Source organism: Acinetobacter legionensis, from assembly GCF_057165765.1.
Genome location: NZ_CM169896.1, coordinates 1,238,627 through 1,255,636 on the forward strand (window position 1 = coordinate 1,238,627; position 17,010 = coordinate 1,255,636).

At 38.5% G+C, this 17,010-nt stretch carries 18 protein-coding genes and 1 tRNA gene; 13 read left to right on the forward strand and 6 right to left on the reverse strand.

The annotated features are described in order from the left end of the window. Nucleotides 1–225: 225 nt before the first annotated feature. Nucleotides 226–1,869, reverse strand: a complete 1,644-nt coding sequence (gene nadB, locus AC2G3J_RS05730; RefSeq protein ID WP_419327174.1) for an L-aspartate oxidase — start codon at nucleotides 1,867–1,869, stop codon at nucleotides 226–228. Nucleotides 1,870–2,094: 225 nt separating this feature from the next. Here nadB and AC2G3J_RS05735 point away from each other — a divergent pair, with 225 nt between their 5' ends. Then, nucleotides 2,095–3,495 (forward strand): Do family serine endopeptidase, encoded by a 1,401-nt coding sequence (locus AC2G3J_RS05735; RefSeq protein ID WP_336951742.1) that lies wholly within the window; start codon nucleotides 2,095–2,097, stop codon nucleotides 3,493–3,495. Nucleotides 3,496–3,584: 89 nt separating this feature from the next. Beyond that, nucleotides 3,585–4,031, forward strand: a complete 447-nt coding sequence (locus AC2G3J_RS05740) for an acyl-CoA thioesterase (RefSeq protein WP_483770785.1) — start codon at nucleotides 3,585–3,587, stop codon at nucleotides 4,029–4,031. Between the two features lie 627 nt (nucleotides 4,032–4,658). On the opposite strand, the gene AC2G3J_RS05745 is transcribed toward AC2G3J_RS05740, so the two are convergent. Continuing rightward, a complete protein-coding gene (locus AC2G3J_RS05745) occupies nucleotides 4,659–5,069 on the reverse strand; it encodes a winged helix-turn-helix transcriptional regulator (protein ID WP_483770786.1) in 411 nt (136 codons plus the stop codon). Between the two features lie 97 nt (nucleotides 5,070–5,166). Here AC2G3J_RS05745 and AC2G3J_RS05750 point away from each other — a divergent pair, with 97 nt between their 5' ends. The 10 genes from AC2G3J_RS05750 (at nucleotide 5,167) to AC2G3J_RS05795 (ending at nucleotide 13,713) form a co-directional block, all read left to right on the forward strand. Then, nucleotides 5,167–5,997, forward strand: a complete 831-nt coding sequence (locus tag AC2G3J_RS05750) for an enoyl-CoA hydratase/isomerase family protein (RefSeq protein ID WP_483770787.1) — start codon at nucleotides 5,167–5,169, stop codon at nucleotides 5,995–5,997. Nucleotides 5,998–6,258: 261 nt separating this feature from the next. Next, a complete protein-coding gene (gene lepA, locus AC2G3J_RS05755; RefSeq protein ID WP_004717093.1) occupies nucleotides 6,259–8,076 on the forward strand; it encodes a translation elongation factor 4 in 1,818 nt (605 codons plus the stop codon). Between the two features lie 21 nt (nucleotides 8,077–8,097). After that, nucleotides 8,098–8,952 carry a signal peptidase I gene (gene lepB, locus AC2G3J_RS05760; protein WP_336951737.1) on the forward strand — a complete coding sequence of 285 codons (855 nt, stop codon included), beginning with the start codon at nucleotides 8,098–8,100 and terminating at the stop codon, nucleotides 8,950–8,952. Between the two features lie 309 nt (nucleotides 8,953–9,261). Then, a complete protein-coding gene (locus AC2G3J_RS05765) occupies nucleotides 9,262–9,636 on the forward strand; it encodes a DUF4845 domain-containing protein (protein ID WP_336951736.1) in 375 nt (124 codons plus the stop codon). Continuing rightward, entirely contained in the window at nucleotides 9,608–10,300 is a 693-nt protein-coding gene (rnc, locus tag AC2G3J_RS05770) for a ribonuclease III (RefSeq protein ID WP_004717088.1), read from the forward strand. The genes AC2G3J_RS05765 and rnc overlap by 29 nt, the downstream gene beginning before the upstream one ends. Nucleotides 10,301–10,305: 5 nt before the next feature. Next, the gene (era, locus tag AC2G3J_RS05775) at nucleotides 10,306–11,334 is read left to right on the forward strand and encodes a GTPase Era (RefSeq protein WP_004823128.1); all 1,029 of its coding nucleotides are present in this window, start codon (nucleotides 10,306–10,308) and stop codon (nucleotides 11,332–11,334) included. Nucleotides 11,335–11,354: 20 nt separating this feature from the next. Then, the gene (locus AC2G3J_RS05780) at nucleotides 11,355–11,546 is read left to right on the forward strand and encodes an NF038104 family lipoprotein (protein ID WP_336951733.1); all 192 of its coding nucleotides are present in this window, start codon (nucleotides 11,355–11,357) and stop codon (nucleotides 11,544–11,546) included. 11 nt (nucleotides 11,547–11,557) lie between these two features. After that, nucleotides 11,558–12,277, forward strand: coding sequence for a DNA repair protein RecO (gene recO, locus AC2G3J_RS05785; protein ID WP_336951731.1), 720 nt, complete (start codon nucleotides 11,558–11,560; stop codon nucleotides 12,275–12,277). A 31-nt stretch (nucleotides 12,278–12,308) separates the two neighbouring features. Continuing rightward, a complete protein-coding gene (gene pdxJ, locus AC2G3J_RS05790; protein WP_336951730.1) occupies nucleotides 12,309–13,034 on the forward strand; it encodes a pyridoxine 5'-phosphate synthase in 726 nt (241 codons plus the stop codon). 34 nt (nucleotides 13,035–13,068) lie between these two features. Then, a complete protein-coding gene (locus tag AC2G3J_RS05795) occupies nucleotides 13,069–13,713 on the forward strand; it encodes a MiaE family protein (RefSeq protein ID WP_336951728.1) in 645 nt (214 codons plus the stop codon). Nucleotides 13,714–13,810: 97 nt separating this feature from the next. Here AC2G3J_RS05795 and AC2G3J_RS05800 read toward each other — a convergent pair whose 3' ends face one another. Next, entirely contained in the window at nucleotides 13,811–13,996 is a 186-nt protein-coding gene (locus AC2G3J_RS05800) for a hypothetical protein (RefSeq protein ID WP_419359456.1), read from the reverse strand. A 132-nt stretch (nucleotides 13,997–14,128) separates the two neighbouring features. Next, nucleotides 14,129–14,204, reverse strand: a tRNA-Asn gene (locus tag AC2G3J_RS05805). A 246-nt stretch (nucleotides 14,205–14,450) separates the two neighbouring features. On the opposite strand from AC2G3J_RS05805, the gene AC2G3J_RS05810 reads away from it, so the two are divergent. Continuing rightward, nucleotides 14,451–14,930, forward strand: a complete 480-nt coding sequence (locus AC2G3J_RS05810; RefSeq protein ID WP_419327179.1) for a hypothetical protein — start codon at nucleotides 14,451–14,453, stop codon at nucleotides 14,928–14,930. 32 nt (nucleotides 14,931–14,962) lie between these two features. On the opposite strand, the gene AC2G3J_RS05815 is transcribed toward AC2G3J_RS05810, so the two are convergent. Next, on the reverse strand, nucleotides 14,963–16,399 hold the full coding sequence (locus tag AC2G3J_RS05815; RefSeq protein WP_483770788.1) for a cryptochrome/photolyase family protein: 1,437 nt from the start codon (nucleotides 16,397–16,399) through the stop codon (nucleotides 14,963–14,965). A 109-nt stretch (nucleotides 16,400–16,508) separates the two neighbouring features. Continuing rightward, complete coding sequence (locus AC2G3J_RS05820; RefSeq protein ID WP_004717066.1) at nucleotides 16,509–16,991, reverse strand: FKBP-type peptidyl-prolyl cis-trans isomerase; 483 nt, start codon at nucleotides 16,989–16,991, stop codon at nucleotides 16,509–16,511. Between the last annotated feature and the right edge of the window lie 19 nt (nucleotides 16,992–17,010).

The window sequence follows — 17,010 nt, forward strand, 5'->3', positions numbered from 1 at the left end:
CTTTTCAGAGATAAAAATTAAAAATAATTTCTTTAGCAATAGATACACTATCCCTTATGGATTTTGAACTAGTCTCGCGCTTCACGTGCATGCTTTATGATGTATACCTTTCATGCTCAATTTTAATTCAGAATGTAGACCATGTATGGAAGGGTAATAAACTCTAATATCCTCATATAAAAATAGCCAGAATCATCTGGCTATTTTTCAAGATTTCAAGGAGTTTTAAACTTCTTCATTTACCAGGGGGGTTTCGACAGTAAAGTTTGGCGGTGTTAATACCGTTTTTCTTAATTCAGGGGAAAGCTCTGGATAATCAAGCGTATAATGCAGGCCTCGTGATTCCTTACGTTGCATGGCACAACGAACAATCATTTCTGACACCATGACTAAATTACGCAGCTCAATCAAGTTCTTACTGACATGATAGTCCTGATAATATTCTGTAATTTCTTTCTTCAGCATTTCAATACGATGCAATGCACGTTGTAAACGTTTTGTTGTTCTTACAATCCCGACATAATTCCACATGGTTTGACGCAGTTCATCCCAGTTTTGCAGAATGACAACATCTTCATCAGGATTGGTCGATAGTGAAGCATCCCATTCAGGTACAGTGGGTATGTCAAAGTGATGATTAAATTTTGCTTCAATGTCTTTAGCAGCACTCATACCATACACAAAGCATTCAAGTAGTGAATTGCTCGCCATACGGTTAGCTCCATGTAGACCAGTATAGGATGTTTCACCAATCGCATATAAACCAGCTAAATCAGTTTGGCTATTTTCATCGACAACCACACCACCACAAGTATAGTGCGCTGCTGGGACAACAGGGATCATATCCTTGGTGATATCAATACCAAGTTCCAATAAGCGTGCATATAAAGTAGGAAAGTGCTCTTTGACAAATTCAGCAGGTTTATGACTGATATCTAACCATACATGACGGATACCTAAGCGTTTGATTTCATAATCAATGGCGCGTGCAACAATATCTCTTGGAGCAAGCTCTGCACGTTCATCAAAGCGCAACATGAAGCGTTCACCATCGGGTAAACGTAAATATGCACCTTCACCACGCATTGCTTCCGTGATCAGAAATGAGCGTGCTTGAGGATGATATAAACAAGTGGGATGGAACTGATTAAACTCCATATTTGCCACACGGCAACCTGCACGATATGCCATGGCTATACCATCGCCTGTGGCAATATCAGGATTTGATGTGTATAAATAAGCTTTCATTGCACCACCACAAGCAAGGGCAGTAAAGGGCGCTAAAAAGGTATGAACTTTTTCATTGCTTTCATCAAGTGCATACAGACCAACCGAACGATTAGGTTGTTGTTTATGTCCTAATTTATGTGTGGTGATTAAATCAATCGCAATATAATTTTCAAAAATATGAATATTTTTCTTTTCTTGAGCCCTTTGAACCAGTGTTGTCGAAATGGCCTTACCTGTTGCATCTGCTGAATGAATAATACGACGTTGCGAATGTCCACCTTCACGGGTCAGATGTAATTGTTCATCCTGATCTAATGTAAACTGCACACCATGGTGGAGTAAGAAATCGACAGAAGGTCGCCCCCCCTCTACCGTATGTTTAACTGCTTCAAGCTCACATAACTGCGCGCCAGCAATCATAGTGTCATCAATATGCTGTTGAATGGAATCTGTTTCATCAAGTACAGCAGCAACACCACCTTGTGCAAAATACGTGCTTGCATCGGTTAAGGTCGATTTCGCTAAAACAGCAATATTAAAGTTTTCAGGCAAAGATAAGGCTAAACTTAAGCCCGCACCGCCGCTCCCTACAATAACCACGTCAAATTGATGAGTTGTGCTTAAATTAGACATGTCCATCAGCTAATTTGAAAAATGTTTGCTAATAACACTCTTTTTTTTAACAAATTACAATAGTCACATGTGTCAGATTTTAGTATAAATAAGATATTCTAAGGCTTTTAAGATAAAATTAAGTAAAGTCTTGTTTTATAAAAAAATGTAAACATATTTTTACGTATTTATATTAAATAATATGTTACAAATATTTTTAAGCAATCATCATCAGATACAGGTTCGTGAGAAATGAGTAATGGTCTAATGCAAAAAGGAATGTATGCAGCAGTATTTACTGTCGCTGCGGCAACATCACAAGTTCAAGCTTCAACGCCTGTGGATTTTTCTAACTTGGTTGAACAAGTCAGTCCAGCTGTTGTTAGTGTTAATGTTGTTAAAAAATTATCTCAGGAAGAGTTGTTACAACAGCAAGTCCCTGAAATTTTAAAGCGTTTCTTTGGTAATCAAATCATTATTCCACAACAACGTGCGCCACAAGAAAAGACCGCGTATGGTAGTGCATTCTTTATTAGTAAAGATGGTTATTTACTGACAAATCACCATGTGGTTGAAGATGCATCTAAAGTAACAATTATGCTGAACGATCGCCGTGAAATTGATGCAAAAGTGGTGGGTAGTGACGAACGTACTGATGTCGCTTTGCTTAAAGTTGAAGGAAATAATTTCCCATCATTATCTGTGGGTAATGTAGATCAACTTAAAGTAGGGCAACCTGTTCTTGCAATTGGATCACCATTTGGTTTTGATTATTCAGCATCAGCAGGGATAGTCAGTGCTAAGTCACGCAATATGATGGGTGAAACATCGGTACCATTTATCCAAACTGATGTCGCGTTAAATCCAGGAAACTCAGGTGGTCCATTATTTAACCAACAAGGTCAGGTTGTCGGTGTAAACTCACGTATCTTTAGTGGTACTGGCGGTTATATGGGCTTGTCATTTTCTATTCCAATTGATGTTGCAATGGATGTTGTTGATCAGTTGAAAAAGAATGGTAAGGTTACCCGTTCTTATCTTGGTGTAATGTTACAAGATATCGATCGAAACTTAGCTGAAGCCTATAAATTAGATAAACCAGAAGGTTCACTGATTACACAAGTTGCGCCAAATTCACCTGCAGAAAAAGCGGGCTTTAAATCAGGCGATGTGATCCTAAAATATAATGGATCACCAATTTCACGTACTTCAGAATTATTGAACTATTTGAATCGTACTCAGCCAAATCAATCTGTTAAGCTCGAAATTTTACGCGATGATAAACCGAGAGTGATTACAGCAACTTTAACCGTTGCACCTGATGATACACCTGCAAAAGTTGATAACACTAACACTTCAGCTAAGCCAAATAAAGGACCTATCATCGGTGTTGCGATTCGTGCGTTAACTGAACAAGAAAAGAATCGTTTAAATGTTAAAGGTGGCGTGTTTATTCAAGATGTGACCAGAGGCGGCTTAGCTGCACAGTCACGGATTTTACCTGGTGATGTAATCACACAAGTAAATAACAAGAAAGTAAATACACCAAATGATTTTGTTGATGCAGTGTCTGAGCTACAGAAAAATACGGTAGCACGTGTAGCGATTGTTCGTGAAGGACAACATGCTATGATTGGATTACGTATTCAATAAATACAACTGATCAGAATCAGCCACTCAAAGAGTGGCTTTTTTATGTCAAACTTATGCAGATGATTTAAAAGTGCAAAAGGAATGATGAGATGAGTTCAGTATTTGATTTAAAAATCAAAGTAAAACCAGAGCATATAGATCTCTTAGGTCATGTAAATAATGTGGTGTATGTACAATGGATGCAGGATGTTGCCTCTGCACATATCGAAACATTAGGTGTTGGCTTAGATCAATACTTAGAAATGAAACATGCAATGGTTGCAGTAGAACATCATGTTCAGTATCGCAAAGCAGCGATGTTGAATGATGATATTATTCTGAGAACTTGGCTATATGAGATCAATGCACTTTATTCTTTTCGTCAATACGCTTTTTTTAATGCTAAAGATTTTAGCTTACTCTTTACTGGTAATACCAAATGGGCATGTATAGAAATCGCTTCAGGGCGTCCAAAACGGATGTCTCCAACTTTTATTCAAGCCTATCAACCAGTTGATCCTGAAGTAGATCCTTTTGATTTAAGCTCGATAGTTTAAACACAATAAAAAATTTAAAGTTTAGAGTTAATCAGTTGCTATTTATATATCGAAGTAGAATTATAAAACTTAAATAAATCGGCATGCATAAATCTGCTTCGATATTTGCGTTCTTGTATTAATTGCGTTCTAAACTGTTGGTAGAAATATTAAATAGCCATACTACAGAGTAAATATCTATTTACTTTTAATATTAAATTTCTTACTTTGTTCTGAATTAAAAACTTAAAGCGAATTAGATTAACCATTTTTACAACTCGGTGCAGTCAATAGTCAATTTAAAATAGTTGATCTCAATTTGTATAATTAGGTTCGTTAAAGTATTTAATAATAATTTGAAGAAAATCAATCCTAATCAACCAAATAATGTCACAATCGTTTCTAGAATTATGCTGATTAGCAAGGGATTGTTGATTGAATCTGATGTAAAAAGTATTGAGTATTATTGTTTATCAAATCAATAATTCTAAAAACGTCTATAGATATGTAGGTTTTTTATATGCATATCTCAGGATAATATATAATAATCAATAGTTTAATTTGAGTGGTTTTTTAATGTCTAAAGGAAAGCGGGATAAATTAAGTAAGCCAAGCTCAGACACTGTTTGTAGCCATCTCCCACGTATTTTATTTTGGAGTAACGGGTGACTCCTTCGTGAAATTCGAGCCAATTACATCATCACACTCATCATAGAGAGATTGGCAAGCCTGAATGCTTTCCATATTCTCTACAGTCCAGTCGTAGAGCGCGTTAAAAGGTAGTTTGAGTGACTTACCTAGTGGTGTCAAAGCATATTCTACACCTAGGGTTTTACCGTCTATGACAGTGCGTGTCACCATACCATTGCGCTCTAACTTACGAAGTGTCTGTGTCAATACGCGCTGGGTAATACCTTCGAGGCGACGCTTAATGGCGTTGAAGCGACGTGGTTCATGTAAGACAATCAAGACCAGCATTGACCATTTGTCTGCGATTTGATCGAGAATAGCGCGGCTAGGACAGTCGGCACGGTAGACTGGATCTAGGTCAAGGTTCATTGGTATGCTCCAACATACTTAGGATGCTTAAGGTGCGTAATTGACACCTAGTATACATAAGATACCATGATTATATACAGCTAAATCAGGGTACATTATGAATATTTCCACTTATTCTACACTTCACATTGAGCATGATGGTGGTGTGGCTACTGTTACAATCAATAATCCGCCAGTCAATGTGTTGGATGTTGCTGTGATGAGCGATATCCAAAGTTTTCTCACTCAGGTGCGTGATGATCCACAAACTCGCGTAATCGTTTTCCAAAGTGCTGATCCAGAGTTTTTTATAGCTCATGTAGACATGACACTGATTGATGAGCCGCATGCTTTCGATGAGATAGCCAAGAATGCTCCTGATGGCTTGAGCCCATTTCAGGCTTTGGGAGAGATGATTCGGGCACAACCGCAAGTGACAATTGTCAAACTCGAAGGTCTGGCGCGGGGTGGTGGTGCTGAATTCGTGGCGGCAGTGGATATGACATTCGCCGCCATTGGTCGTGCAGGACTCGCTCAATGTGAGGCATTGATGGGTATTATTCCCGGTGGCGGTGCCACTCAATATCTTTCACAGCGAATGACGCGGGGACGTGCGTTAGAAGTAATACTTGGTGCGGATCTCATTGATGCGCTGCTGGCCGAAAAATATGGGTGGGTGAACCGTGCACTTCCTGCAAACGAGTTGGGTGCATTTGTTCGCCGTCTAGCCAACAATATTGCTGCTTTGCCAGAAGGTGTTATTTCCGCTGCAAAGAAAGTCGTTAAACCAGCGGATTTGAGAGAGGGTTTGTTGCGAGAGCATCAGGAATGGGCAGGTCTATTTGCGCTTCCTGCTGCTGAAAAACGAATACGTGGCGGTTTGCAGGGAGGTGCTCAAACAAAAACTGGCGAATATGATTTGGAGCAACTACTTCGCGAACTATCTTAATTAGGAGGTATTATCTTCATCTGCAACGCGTCATCTTATTGGTGGCTTTGGGATGAATCTAAATGGGGGAAATAATTTTAGTTGTTTTGTAATGACGGTTTTTACTATTTAATTAATAGTATCTGAATTTATCAAAGCCTCACTATATTTTTGACCCTGTTCTGCTTATACTGTGCAGCAATTAAGATATTTCATTTTTTGCACGTCATAAGTACTTTTGATATTGAGTACATGATCGTGTACATATTTTTAGAGTAGTGTATGGCAGTAGCTAAGAAATCCGTTAATATCAACAATATACGTAATTTTTCCATTATCGCTCATATCGACCACGGTAAATCGACACTTGCAGACCGTTTCATTCAAATGTGTGGTGGATTGCAAGACCGTGAAATGCAGGCTCAAGTCCTTGACTCTATGGAGCTTGAGCGTGAACGTGGGATTACCATTAAAGCGGCTTCTGTAACCTTGTATTATACCCATCCAAATGGGCAAGAGTATCAATTAAACTTTATTGATACACCTGGGCATGTGGATTTCTCTTATGAAGTATCGCGCTCACTTGCGGCTTGTGAAGGTGCGTTGTTGGTTGTCGATGCTGCACAAGGGGTTGAGGCGCAATCTGTTGCAAACTGCTATACCGCAATTGAGCAGGGTCTAGAAGTATTACCCGTCCTGAATAAAATCGATTTGCCACAAGCAGAACCTGAACGAGTTATTCATGAAATCGAAGAAATTATCGGTATTGAAGCAACACATGCACCAACATGTTCAGCAAAAACAGGTCTAGGTGTAGAGTCTGTTTTAGAGACATTGGTTGACATTATTCCCGCACCGCAAGGTGACCGTGATGCACCTTTACAAGCCTTAATTATTGACTCTTGGTTTGATAACTATTTAGGTGTTGTATCACTTGTTCGTATCAAGCAAGGTCGTGTGCGTAAAGGTGATAAAATGTTGATGAAATCAACAGGTCAATCGCACATTATCACTTCAGTTGGTATTTTTAATCCAAAACATACCGATACCGGTATTTTAGAAGCGGGTGAAGTTGGCTTCATCATCGCTGGGATCAAAGATATTTTTGGTGCGCCTGTTGGTGATACGATTACTTTGGCAACGACTCCTGATGTTGCGACTTTACCGGGTTTCAAAAAGGTAAAACCACAGGTTTATGCGGGTTTATTCCCAATTGATGCTAGTGATTTTGAACCATTCCGTGAAGCACTACATAAGTTACAGATTAACGATTCTGCGTTGTTCTTTGAACCCGAAAGCTCCGATGCTTTAGGTTTTGGCTTCCGTTGTGGCTTCTTGGGAATGCTACACATGGAAATTGTACAAGAACGTCTAGAGCGTGAGTATGATTTAGACTTAATTAGCTCTGCGCCAACCGTAATTTATGAAGCATTGATGAAAAATGGCGAAACGATTTATATCGATAGCCCATCTAAAATGCCTGATGGTTCAACGGTTGAAGATTTACGCGAGCCGATTGCTGAATGTCATATCTTAGTGCCTCAAGAATACTTGGGTAATGTCATGACTTTATGTATCGAGCGCCGTGGTGTGCAAAAAGATATGAAATTCTTGGGTAATCAAGTATCTATTACCTTTGAAATTCCAATGGCAGAAGTGGTTATGGATTTCTTTGATAAATTGAAATCTTGCTCACGTGGTTTTGCTTCACTGGATTACAATTTCGTGCGTTTTGAGAGTTCATCTCTAGTTAAGGTTGATGTGTTAATTAATGGTGATAAGGTTGATGCTTTGGCAATGATTTGTCATCGTAATGATGCGCGTCACCGTGGTATTGCTTTAGTTGAAAAAATGAAAGATTTGATTCCGCGTCAAATGTTTGATGTAGCGATTCAAGCTGCAATTGGTGCACAAATCATTGCACGTTCAACAGTTAAAGCGATGCGTAAAAACGTATTGGCTAAATGTTATGGTGGTGACGTTTCTCGTAAGAAGAAACTGTTATCGAAACAAAAAGAAGGTAAGAAACGCATGAAGCAAGTGGGTAGTGTTGAAATCCCACAAGAAGCGTTCCTTGCTGTGTTAAAAGTAGAAAGATAAAAACTAGAGGTCTTATTGCTCATGGATTTTGATTTTAATTTAATTCTCGTTCCTGCAACGCTTATATTTTTTGGGCTATGGTTACTGGATAAGTTTGTACTGAAACAACGTGCAACCAAAGGTAAGGGGAATGAAAATGTCATTATTTCATGGGCATATGATTTCTGGCCTGTTCTAGCAGTGGTTTTGGTATTGCGTTCATTCTTATTTGAACCGTTTAATATTCCTTCTGATTCTATGGTACCCACTTTAGAGACGGGTGATTATATTTTGGTGAACAAATTCCAGTATGGGGTACGTTTACCGATTACCAATACCAAGATTATTGATATTGGTGAGCCACAACGTGGTGATGTTGCTGTTTTCCGTTATCCAGAAAACCCTAAAATTAGCTACATCAAGCGTATTATTGGTTTACCAGGTGACCATCTTGAATTCAATAATGGTCAACTCACAATCAATGGCAAAAATGTTGAGCAAGTACCTACTGAGTTTAGTCGTGAAAAAGATATTTTAGATACGCCTAAGTCAATCTACTATTATGAAACGATGGGTACACATAAGCATTTAGTCCGTCTGTTGGAAGGCCAAAACACGTTGGTTTCAGCATTTAATTATGCACAGAAGAAACAAGACCTACCATATGTAGCAACAGCAAATGATCGCTTTGTAAAATCCAATGGTCAAAGCTGGGAAGTCACTGTTCCAAAAGGTCAATATTTTGCCATGGGTGATAACCGTGACCAAAGTGCAGACAGTCGTTTTTGGGGCTTTGTACCTGAAGAAAATTTAACGGGTCATGCAATATATGTATGGATGCATAAGGAACCTGGTTTTAAAATTCCTTCATTTAGTCGCAATGGTGCTATTAACTAATCGACTACAATTTACAAAATCAAATAAAGGTCAATTTATGTTGACCTTTATTTTTATCTGTTAAAGCTATCAAGTTGCCTTGATTTATAAGAAAAATGAAATAGAACAAATGATTTAAACTAGCAACTTGATGCAGTTTCAAGGATAATAGCGCGGAAAAGTTTTTTATCACACCAGGGGTTGCAGTGGATAAAAAATTTATAACAATTGAAAATGATTAGTTGAATTGCATCACAGTATTTGACTCAATTATATGATTATTTTCAATTGCGATTAAAGATTATTCATTCTTACCTGTTGGATAAAAAAATGCGTAAAAATCAACAAGGCGCTTCATATATTGGAATTTTATTGGGGATAATTGCCTTAGCTTTTATGTTGAAAATCATAGTTGCTGTATGGCCCTTATACTGGGATGATCGTGTGATTAACAATCAAATTGTAGAGCAAATAAATAAAAGCTCTACTGATATCACGCCAATGAAATTTGCAACAGAAGTTGATAAACGGTTAGAAATGAACAATATCCGAGATACTAAATTTGAGGATATTGCGACTGTATCAACTAAAGATGGTTTACAAGTGACTAAAAAATATGAAGTACGGAAAAATTTCATGCTGAATATAGATTTAGTCCTCACTTTCGAGAAGAGTTTTGATCAAAGGTCAGTTGAAAGTAAGTGATCCTCGCTTACAGAGTAGAATCGGTTACCAGTTTAAACAATACGAGTTATTACAACTCGCACTGACTCATCGCTCGGTGAGTCATAAATATAACTATGAGCGCCTAGAGTTTTTAGGTGATGCATTGTTGGGTATGATCATCGCAAATTACTTATATCATGCATATCCTCATGAAAATGAAGGACGTTTGACGCGTATGCGTGCAACTTTGGTACGCCAAGAAGCACTGGGTAAAATTGCAAATGATTTAAAGTTAAGTCAAAGTTTAATTTTAAGTACAGGTGAATTGAAATCAGGCGGTCATCATCGTGAGTCAATATTAGCGGATACTGTTGAAGCAATTATTGGCGCGATTTATACCGAAACACGAGATTTGCCTTTATTGGAATCGATTGTTTTAAAATGGTATGAACCCTATTTAGACCATATCGAACCGACAGATCAACTCAAAGATCCAAAATCACGTTTACAAGAATATCTACAAGCTCGTAAAAAGCATCTCCCAGTTTATGAGGTCGTAGATATTCAGGGTGATGCACCTAACCAGCATTTTAAAGTAGAATGTACAGTAGATGGCTTGCCTAAAATGATGGGTGAGGGATCAAGTCGCCGTTTTGCAGAACAAGCAGTCGCGGCGGATTTTTTAAAGATATTGGAGCAGTAAACTGCATGAGTACACATTCCGATCACAATGATGCTGATCACGAGCCGTCTGAAAACGGTAATGAGTTAATTAATCAATTTTTTAGCTCGCAAGGTACAGAAATCCCTTCGGATTATCGAAGTGGATTTGTTGCAATTGTAGGACGTCCAAATGTGGGTAAATCGACATTGATGAACCATTTATTGGGTCAAAAGTTGTCAATTACTTCACGTAAGCCACAAACGACACGCCATAAAATCATTGGTATTGATAGTCGTGAAAAGTCTCAGGCTGTATTTGTTGATACACCAGGGATGCACAAGAAAGAAGTGCGTGCGATTAATAAAATGATGAACAAAGCTGCACATTCTGCCTTACGCGATGTCAATTTGGTTCTATTTGTTTTAGATGCCCAGAAATGGACGCCAAATGATGACTTAGTTTTAGAGAAACTACAAAATGCAGAAATGCCAGTCGTTTTGATTATCAACAAAATCGATACTTTAGAAAATAAGCGTATGATTTTACCGTTGATTCAAGAACGTGCGAAGTTGATGAATTTTGCTGAAATTGTTCCTGTTTCTGCCTTACGTGGTGCAAACTTAGATCATTTGCGTGAAGCGATTGAAAAGTATCTGCCATTTCAGCCACCATTGTATTCTTTAGAACAGTTAACTGACCGTTCAGAACGTTTTCTTGCCAGTGAAATCATTCGTGAGAAAATTATGCGTCAGTTGGGCGAAGAACTTCCGTATGATTTAACGGTTCAAATTGAATCATTTAAAACAGAAGAAGCAACAGTGAATGAAAAAACTGGTCGTCCTAAAGCAGCATGTACTTATATTGATGCCACAATTTTTGTTGATCGCCCTGGCCAAAAAGCCATCGTGATCGGTGAAAAAGGTGCTAAGCTGAAGAAAATTGGTATGGATGCTCGTGTTGACATGGAAAAAATGTTTGAGCAAAAAATCATGCTAACACTTTGGGTGAAAGTTAAAGGCGGTTGGTCTGATGACGAACGTGCTTTAAAAAGTTTAGGCTACAGCGATATTTAATTGACTTTTTGGGAACTGAAATGATTCGAGTTATAGCAATTCTTGCTTGCATAGTCATGTTACAAGGCTGTATCACTAAAATTGTGACAGTTCCCGTCAAAGTTGCGTATAAAACCACAAAAGGCGTGGTTAAAGGTACAGCTGCGGTTGTAGGCGCTGTTATCCCTGACGGGGATGATGACGATGATAAGAAAAAAGAAAAGGATGATTAAGTTCAAGCTAGATGCGTAATGAAATCTTGCATGGTTATTTAATCCATCATCGAAAATACAGAGAACGTAGTCATATTGTGCACTTATTTACACAAGAGCATGGCCGTGTCGACGGTATTCTTAGACAAACCCCACCACCCCAATATCAACCGATTACTTTACAAGCGTCGGGAAAATCCGAGCTTAAAAACTTTTCAAAACTCGAAATACTCAATCAACCGATTTTCTTTTATGGGGATGCTTTCTTTTCAGGCTTTTATTTAAATGAACTGCTACTTCGTTTATGTCCGCTTGAAGAAATGATGTCTGAAACATTTCAGCAATACCATTTAACCTTACAGCATTTACAAAAATTGGCTGAACATCCACAAGCAGATTTATTTCTCCGACAAATTTTACGCCAGTTTGAACATGCACTGTTAGAAGAATTGGGTTATCCACTGGATTATGAGCATGATTCAAATCAACAAGAGATTATGCTGACCCAACGTTATCAATTTCAATTGGCGGAAGGCTTTACACCAGTGTCATATACTTCGTCTGGGACGTTGCTGGGGCAACAAATTCTAAGTATGGCAAATTATGAAAAGGGTAGGGATTTTAGCCCAGAACAGTTACAATTATTGGCTAAACTCTATCGACAAATGATTACTTCACTTTTAGGTGATCGACCATTAAAAAGTCGTCAGCTTTGGGTTCAAAACGCTCAATCTAAAACCTTGAGCCGTTAATTTTATTTTATTGGTGAATTAGGAGAATGTTATGGCTGCATTGCTAGGTGTAAACATTGACCATGTTGCGACACTCAGACAAGCACGTGGAACAACTTATCCTGATCCTGTGAAAGCTGCATTAATTTGTGAACAAGCAGGGGCGGAAGGGATCACTTTACACTTACGTGAAGATCGTCGTCATATTCAAGATGATGATGTGCGCCGTATGCGACCTGTATTGACCACAAGAATGAACTTGGAAATCGCTGTAACAGATGAAATGGTTGCATTTGCAAAAGAGATTCAACCACATCATGTTTGTTTTGTGCCAGAGAAACGTCAAGAAATCACGACAGAAGGTGGTTTAGATGTGCTTGGACATTTTGAAGATGTGAAAGCCGCGACTCAGGCATTAACTGCGATTGGTTGTGATGTATCTTTATTTATTGATGCTGATCTTGCGCAAATTGATGCTGCTATTGCTTGTGGTGCACCAACCATCGAATTGCATACAGGTGCTTATGCAGACGCTAAAAATGCTGAAGCTCAACAGATTGAACTAGAAAGAATTATTAAAGGTACAGAGTACGCAGCATCTAAAGGTTTGGTCGTCAATGCTGGTCATGGTTTGAATTTGGACAATGTGGCTGCAATTGCTGCAATTCCACAGATTCATGAACTCAATATTGGACATTCGATTATCGCTGAAAGTGTTTTCGTCGGTTTGGAGCAAGCAGTGAAGGACATGAAGGCCGCACTTCATGCAGCTGGTTAATTTAATTTTTGATTTACGTTGTTGAATATTGATCATGTCGAATATGAATTATGATGAACTCATGCAACCTGTGATTGCTTTTTTAGGCTGTGAAACGCCAAAGGCATGGTTGGATGAGGCATTGAACAATCTCCCATTGCTCATGCAAGATCATGCGAATTGTGAAAAGAAAGCGGCGGGAACAGCAATGAACTTGATGTTCCGTTACAGTTTTTTTACCGATTTGCAGATCAAATTAGCACAACTTGTTCGTGAAGAAATGTTGCATTATGAACAAGTGTTAGAGTTTATGAGCAAGCGTGGTCAAGAATGGAAAGGTCTGAGTGCAGGTCGCTACGCAGGTGGTTTGCGTAAGGAAATTCGTACTTATGAACCAGAAGCTTTGATTGATATTTTGGTGATTGGGGCGTTTGTTGAAGCACGTTCTTGTGAACGATTTTATGCTTTAGCACCATTGGTGGATGACGAGCTGGGTCGATATTACCGTTACTTGTTGAAATCTGAATCTCGTCACTATGAGGACTATTTAGCTTTGGCTTTAGATGTTGCTAAAACTGCCAAATTAAAAGATCCAGAAGAGGATATTGAGCAACGTATCGAATTGATTCGTGAAGTAGAGAAGGATTTGATTTTAACGCCTGATAAGACCTTCCGTTTTCATAGTGGTGTGCCAGCTTAACTATCATCTGATTAAAAGCTGAATTAAAAAATAGACCAAAGCATTGCTTTGGTCTATTTCGTTGTACTCTTTAATAAAATCAGATGAAATTGTTGCTTTAGGCAGTTTCGATACCTGTCCAGCCTGTATTTGGATAACGTTCATCCTGTATCTGATCAGGTGCAAAAAGTTGATCAAGTTGTAGAATTTGTTCATTCGTGAGGCTAAGCTGATTGGCTTTAAGGTTGTTCTGTAAATAATTTAAATGAAAATACGAATTGAGAGAACTTATATTCTTGTGCATGGGTTTTTTGACAGGTTGGCTATATGTCGTTTTTAGAAATGAAAGTAGCACATAAAACTTGTCTATTTGTTACACCCGGTGTCGAGTTCTGAAATAAAAAAAGCCCACTTATGAAAGTGGGCTTTTAGAATTTGGCTCTCCAACCTGGGCTCGAACCAGGGACCTGCGGATTAACAGTCCGTCGCTCTACCGACTGAGCTATTGGAGAATCTGAATGCGATTATAAGGATATATCTTTATGGGTCAAGCCTTTCCTGTCATCTTTTCTTCATTTGTACACTGTATGGTTTTTATTTGAGCAATCTATCGATAAATTAAAAAAATTGATTCTTACAGTTGCAATAGTGAAACGGTCTTGTTAGATTAAAACCATAAAGAGTGTTTAAGTTTGACTTAAACAGTGTGGATTTAAAACCAACTTGCCAGCACTAAATGGCTAAATAGGAGACAGCGAATGAATACGCTTACTATTTCTCAAATTTTTGAAAACTTCTTATTTTATCAAGAAAACTACCTTTCAATCTTGCAAGATTCTGAACAATATTTTATCCAAGTTGAACAAGCCTATTTAGATGTTTGGCCATTTACTGAAAAAAAACTGTATTTGGGCGATCTGTTGCAACTATGGTTTAGTGAAAAATGGCTGATTAATACACCATGTCGATTATTAAATTCATCCAGTCAGGTTTCATCAAGTTCAGACACGCAAGCTACTCAAAAACCAGTTCAACGTACACAAGATTTTTATCTGTTCCAATTGAGTGGAAGTACCTTATCAGGTTCTAATCACGCACAAATTTGGTCAGTTTCAGAACAAAAAGTGCTTTATGTTTCTTTGGATCGCATCTTTAAATATTACTGCTATTTTGAATCGATTGAACGCCCAAAAAACCATCCTCAAAACCCGTTTAAATTGTATCAGCAAGCGATTTAATCAAACCATTGAGAACGCTTTTAAGTGTGACTTTAAATCTGCTTAAAAGCTTCAATTGCTCGAATACGACTTTGCTTTAAATCCACAATTGGCTTTGGATAGTTGAGCTCTATATTGGGATTTTTTGCATAAGGTTCATGAATGGTTTTTGCGTCTAAATGTGCAAGTTCTGGAACCCATTTTCGAATGTAATCACCTTGTGCGTCAAATTTCTGCGATTGGCTGATAGGGTTAAAAATACGGAAATAAGGTACGGAATCTGTTCCTGTGGATGCACACCATTGCCATCCTCCGTTATTGGCAGCCAAATCCCCATCAATAAGGTGTTGCATAAACCATTGCTCACCTAAACGCCAATCAATCAATAGGTTCTTGGTGAGAAACATGGCGACAACCATGCGGATCCGATTATGCATCCAGCCTGTGTAAAGTAACTGGCGCATACCTGCATCGACGATAGGAATCCCTGTCTGACCAGTTTGCCAAGCGCTTAAATCATTTGGAGCATTGCGCCATTGTAGCTGCTGTGTTGGCATTTTAAAGGGCAAGTGCTTTGACACACGAGGGAAATCAAACAGGATATGCTGATAAAACTCACGCCAAAGCAGCTCATCGAGCCATGTTTGTTGACCAATATGATCAATAAAAAAATGTCCAAATTGTGCTCGAAAGAGGGCATTGAAACACTGTCGAATTGAAAGGATGCCTATATTTAAATAGGCTGAAAGCTGGCTGGTAGCTTCAATTTGGGGGAAATCACGCTCGAGTTGATAATGACGGACTTTGTTTTCAATAAATTCATCCAAGACATACAAAGCATATTGTTCGCCAATTTGCCACTGCTTGTTGATCTGATTCGGATCGAATTTAAAACCAAGCTCGGCCAAAGTTGGCAGGCTATTGTTATTCAACTTGCCTACGTCTATTGTATCATTTAAGGCTTGAGTCTCAGGAATAGGGAAGCATTGCGGGATTGAAATACTCAGTTGTTCATAGCAATATTTTTTAAATGGGCCAAAAACTTGATAGGGTTGATTGGATTTATTTCGAATTGAACCCACAGGGAACAGCGTGCGATCATGATATAAAATCAAATCACGCTTACTTTGATTCAGTTGTGTTTGAACTTGAAAATCTCGATTTAACTCATTGACACCGCACTCGATATTGGCATGTACATTTTCAATTTCCAGTTTTTGGCACAGTTGATTGATCTCGGTTGGAATGTTTTCCCATAAGGGGATGTTGCAAATAATTAGCGGAATTTGAATGGAAGCAAGTTCTTGCTGGATGGCTTTAATTTGACGTAAATAGAAATCAAGCTTAATTGGTGCATCGTCATGCATCTGCCATTGTTCAGGTGAAAGAATCACAAGTGTAATCACAGGGCCACTTTGTGCCGCATGCCATAGGGCAGTATGATCTTGTATACGCAAGTCTTGACGGAACCAAAGAAGTTGTTTTTGCATAGGATTTATCAGAATAGACTCAATTGCACTAGATTTTAATCAATTTAAACGGATACATATAAAAAAGGCAAAGTAAAAACTTTGCCTTTTCGATCAGATCAATCAGATCTTAGTGGTGATGACCACCTGCACCGTGTACATGACCGTGCTCTAATTCTTCTGGAGATGCATCACGAACTTCTGCAATTTCAACTTCAAAAGTAAGATCTTGGCCAGCTAATGGGAAGTTAGCATCAACGATGATGTTGTCGCCTTCGATTGCTTTAACAGTAACGATTTGAACACCATCATCAGTTTGAGCTTGGAACTGCATACCAGCTTCAATGTTCTCAACACCTTGGAACATTTGAGCAGGAACTTCTTGAACGAGGTCAGGGTTGTATTCGCCATAACCTTCAGCAGCTGGAATAGTGACTGTAAATTTGTCACCTACAGTTTTACCTTCTAAAGCTTTTTCTAAACCCGGAATGATGTTACCTGCGCCATGTAAATATGCAAGTGGTTCACCTTGTGATTTATCGAGAGTTTCACCCTCAGCGTTAGTCAGCGTATAGTGGAAAGAAACCACGTTGTTATTTGCAATAGCAGTCATGTTATTGATCCATTGGGTA

Bases quoted from the DNA above. Each gene is read 5' to 3' on its own strand.
- lepB (WP_336951737.1), top strand. From the start codon at position 8,098: ATGGATTTTGATTTTAATTTAATTCTCGTTCCTGCAACGCTTATATTT.
- pdxJ (WP_336951730.1), top strand. From the start codon at position 12,309: ATGGCTGCATTGCTAGGTGTAAACATTGACCATGTTGCGACACTCAGA.
- AC2G3J_RS05750 (WP_483770787.1), top strand. From the start codon at position 5,167: ATGAATATTTCCACTTATTCTACACTTCACATTGAGCATGATGGTGGT.
- AC2G3J_RS05735 (WP_336951742.1), top strand. From the start codon at position 2,095: ATGAGTAATGGTCTAATGCAAAAAGGAATGTATGCAGCAGTATTTACT.
- AC2G3J_RS05810 (WP_419327179.1), top strand. From the start codon at position 14,451: ATGAATACGCTTACTATTTCTCAAATTTTTGAAAACTTCTTATTTTAT.
- AC2G3J_RS05780 (WP_336951733.1), top strand. From the start codon at position 11,355: ATGATTCGAGTTATAGCAATTCTTGCTTGCATAGTCATGTTACAAGGC.
- lepA (WP_004717093.1), top strand. From the start codon at position 6,259: ATGGCAGTAGCTAAGAAATCCGTTAATATCAACAATATACGTAATTTT.
- recO (WP_336951731.1), top strand. From the start codon at position 11,558: ATGCGTAATGAAATCTTGCATGGTTATTTAATCCATCATCGAAAATAC.
- nadB (WP_419327174.1), bottom strand. From the start codon at position 1,869: ATGGACATGTCTAATTTAAGCACAACTCATCAATTTGACGTGGTTATT.
- AC2G3J_RS05745 (WP_483770786.1), bottom strand. From the start codon at position 5,069: ATGAACCTTGACCTAGATCCAGTCTACCGTGCCGACTGTCCTAGCCGC.
- AC2G3J_RS05740 (WP_483770785.1), top strand. From the start codon at position 3,585: ATGAGTTCAGTATTTGATTTAAAAATCAAAGTAAAACCAGAGCATATA.
- AC2G3J_RS05765 (WP_336951736.1), top strand. From the start codon at position 9,262: ATGCGTAAAAATCAACAAGGCGCTTCATATATTGGAATTTTATTGGGG.
- AC2G3J_RS05795 (WP_336951728.1), top strand. From the start codon at position 13,069: ATGTCGAATATGAATTATGATGAACTCATGCAACCTGTGATTGCTTTT.
- AC2G3J_RS05800 (WP_419359456.1), bottom strand. From the start codon at position 13,996: ATGCACAAGAATATAAGTTCTCTCAATTCGTATTTTCATTTAAATTAT.
- AC2G3J_RS05815 (WP_483770788.1), bottom strand. From the start codon at position 16,399: ATGCAAAAACAACTTCTTTGGTTCCGTCAAGACTTGCGTATACAAGAT.
- AC2G3J_RS05820 (WP_004717066.1), bottom strand. From the start codon at position 16,991: ATGACTGCTATTGCAAATAACAACGTGGTTTCTTTCCACTATACGCTG.
- era (WP_004823128.1), top strand. From the start codon at position 10,306: ATGAGTACACATTCCGATCACAATGATGCTGATCACGAGCCGTCTGAA.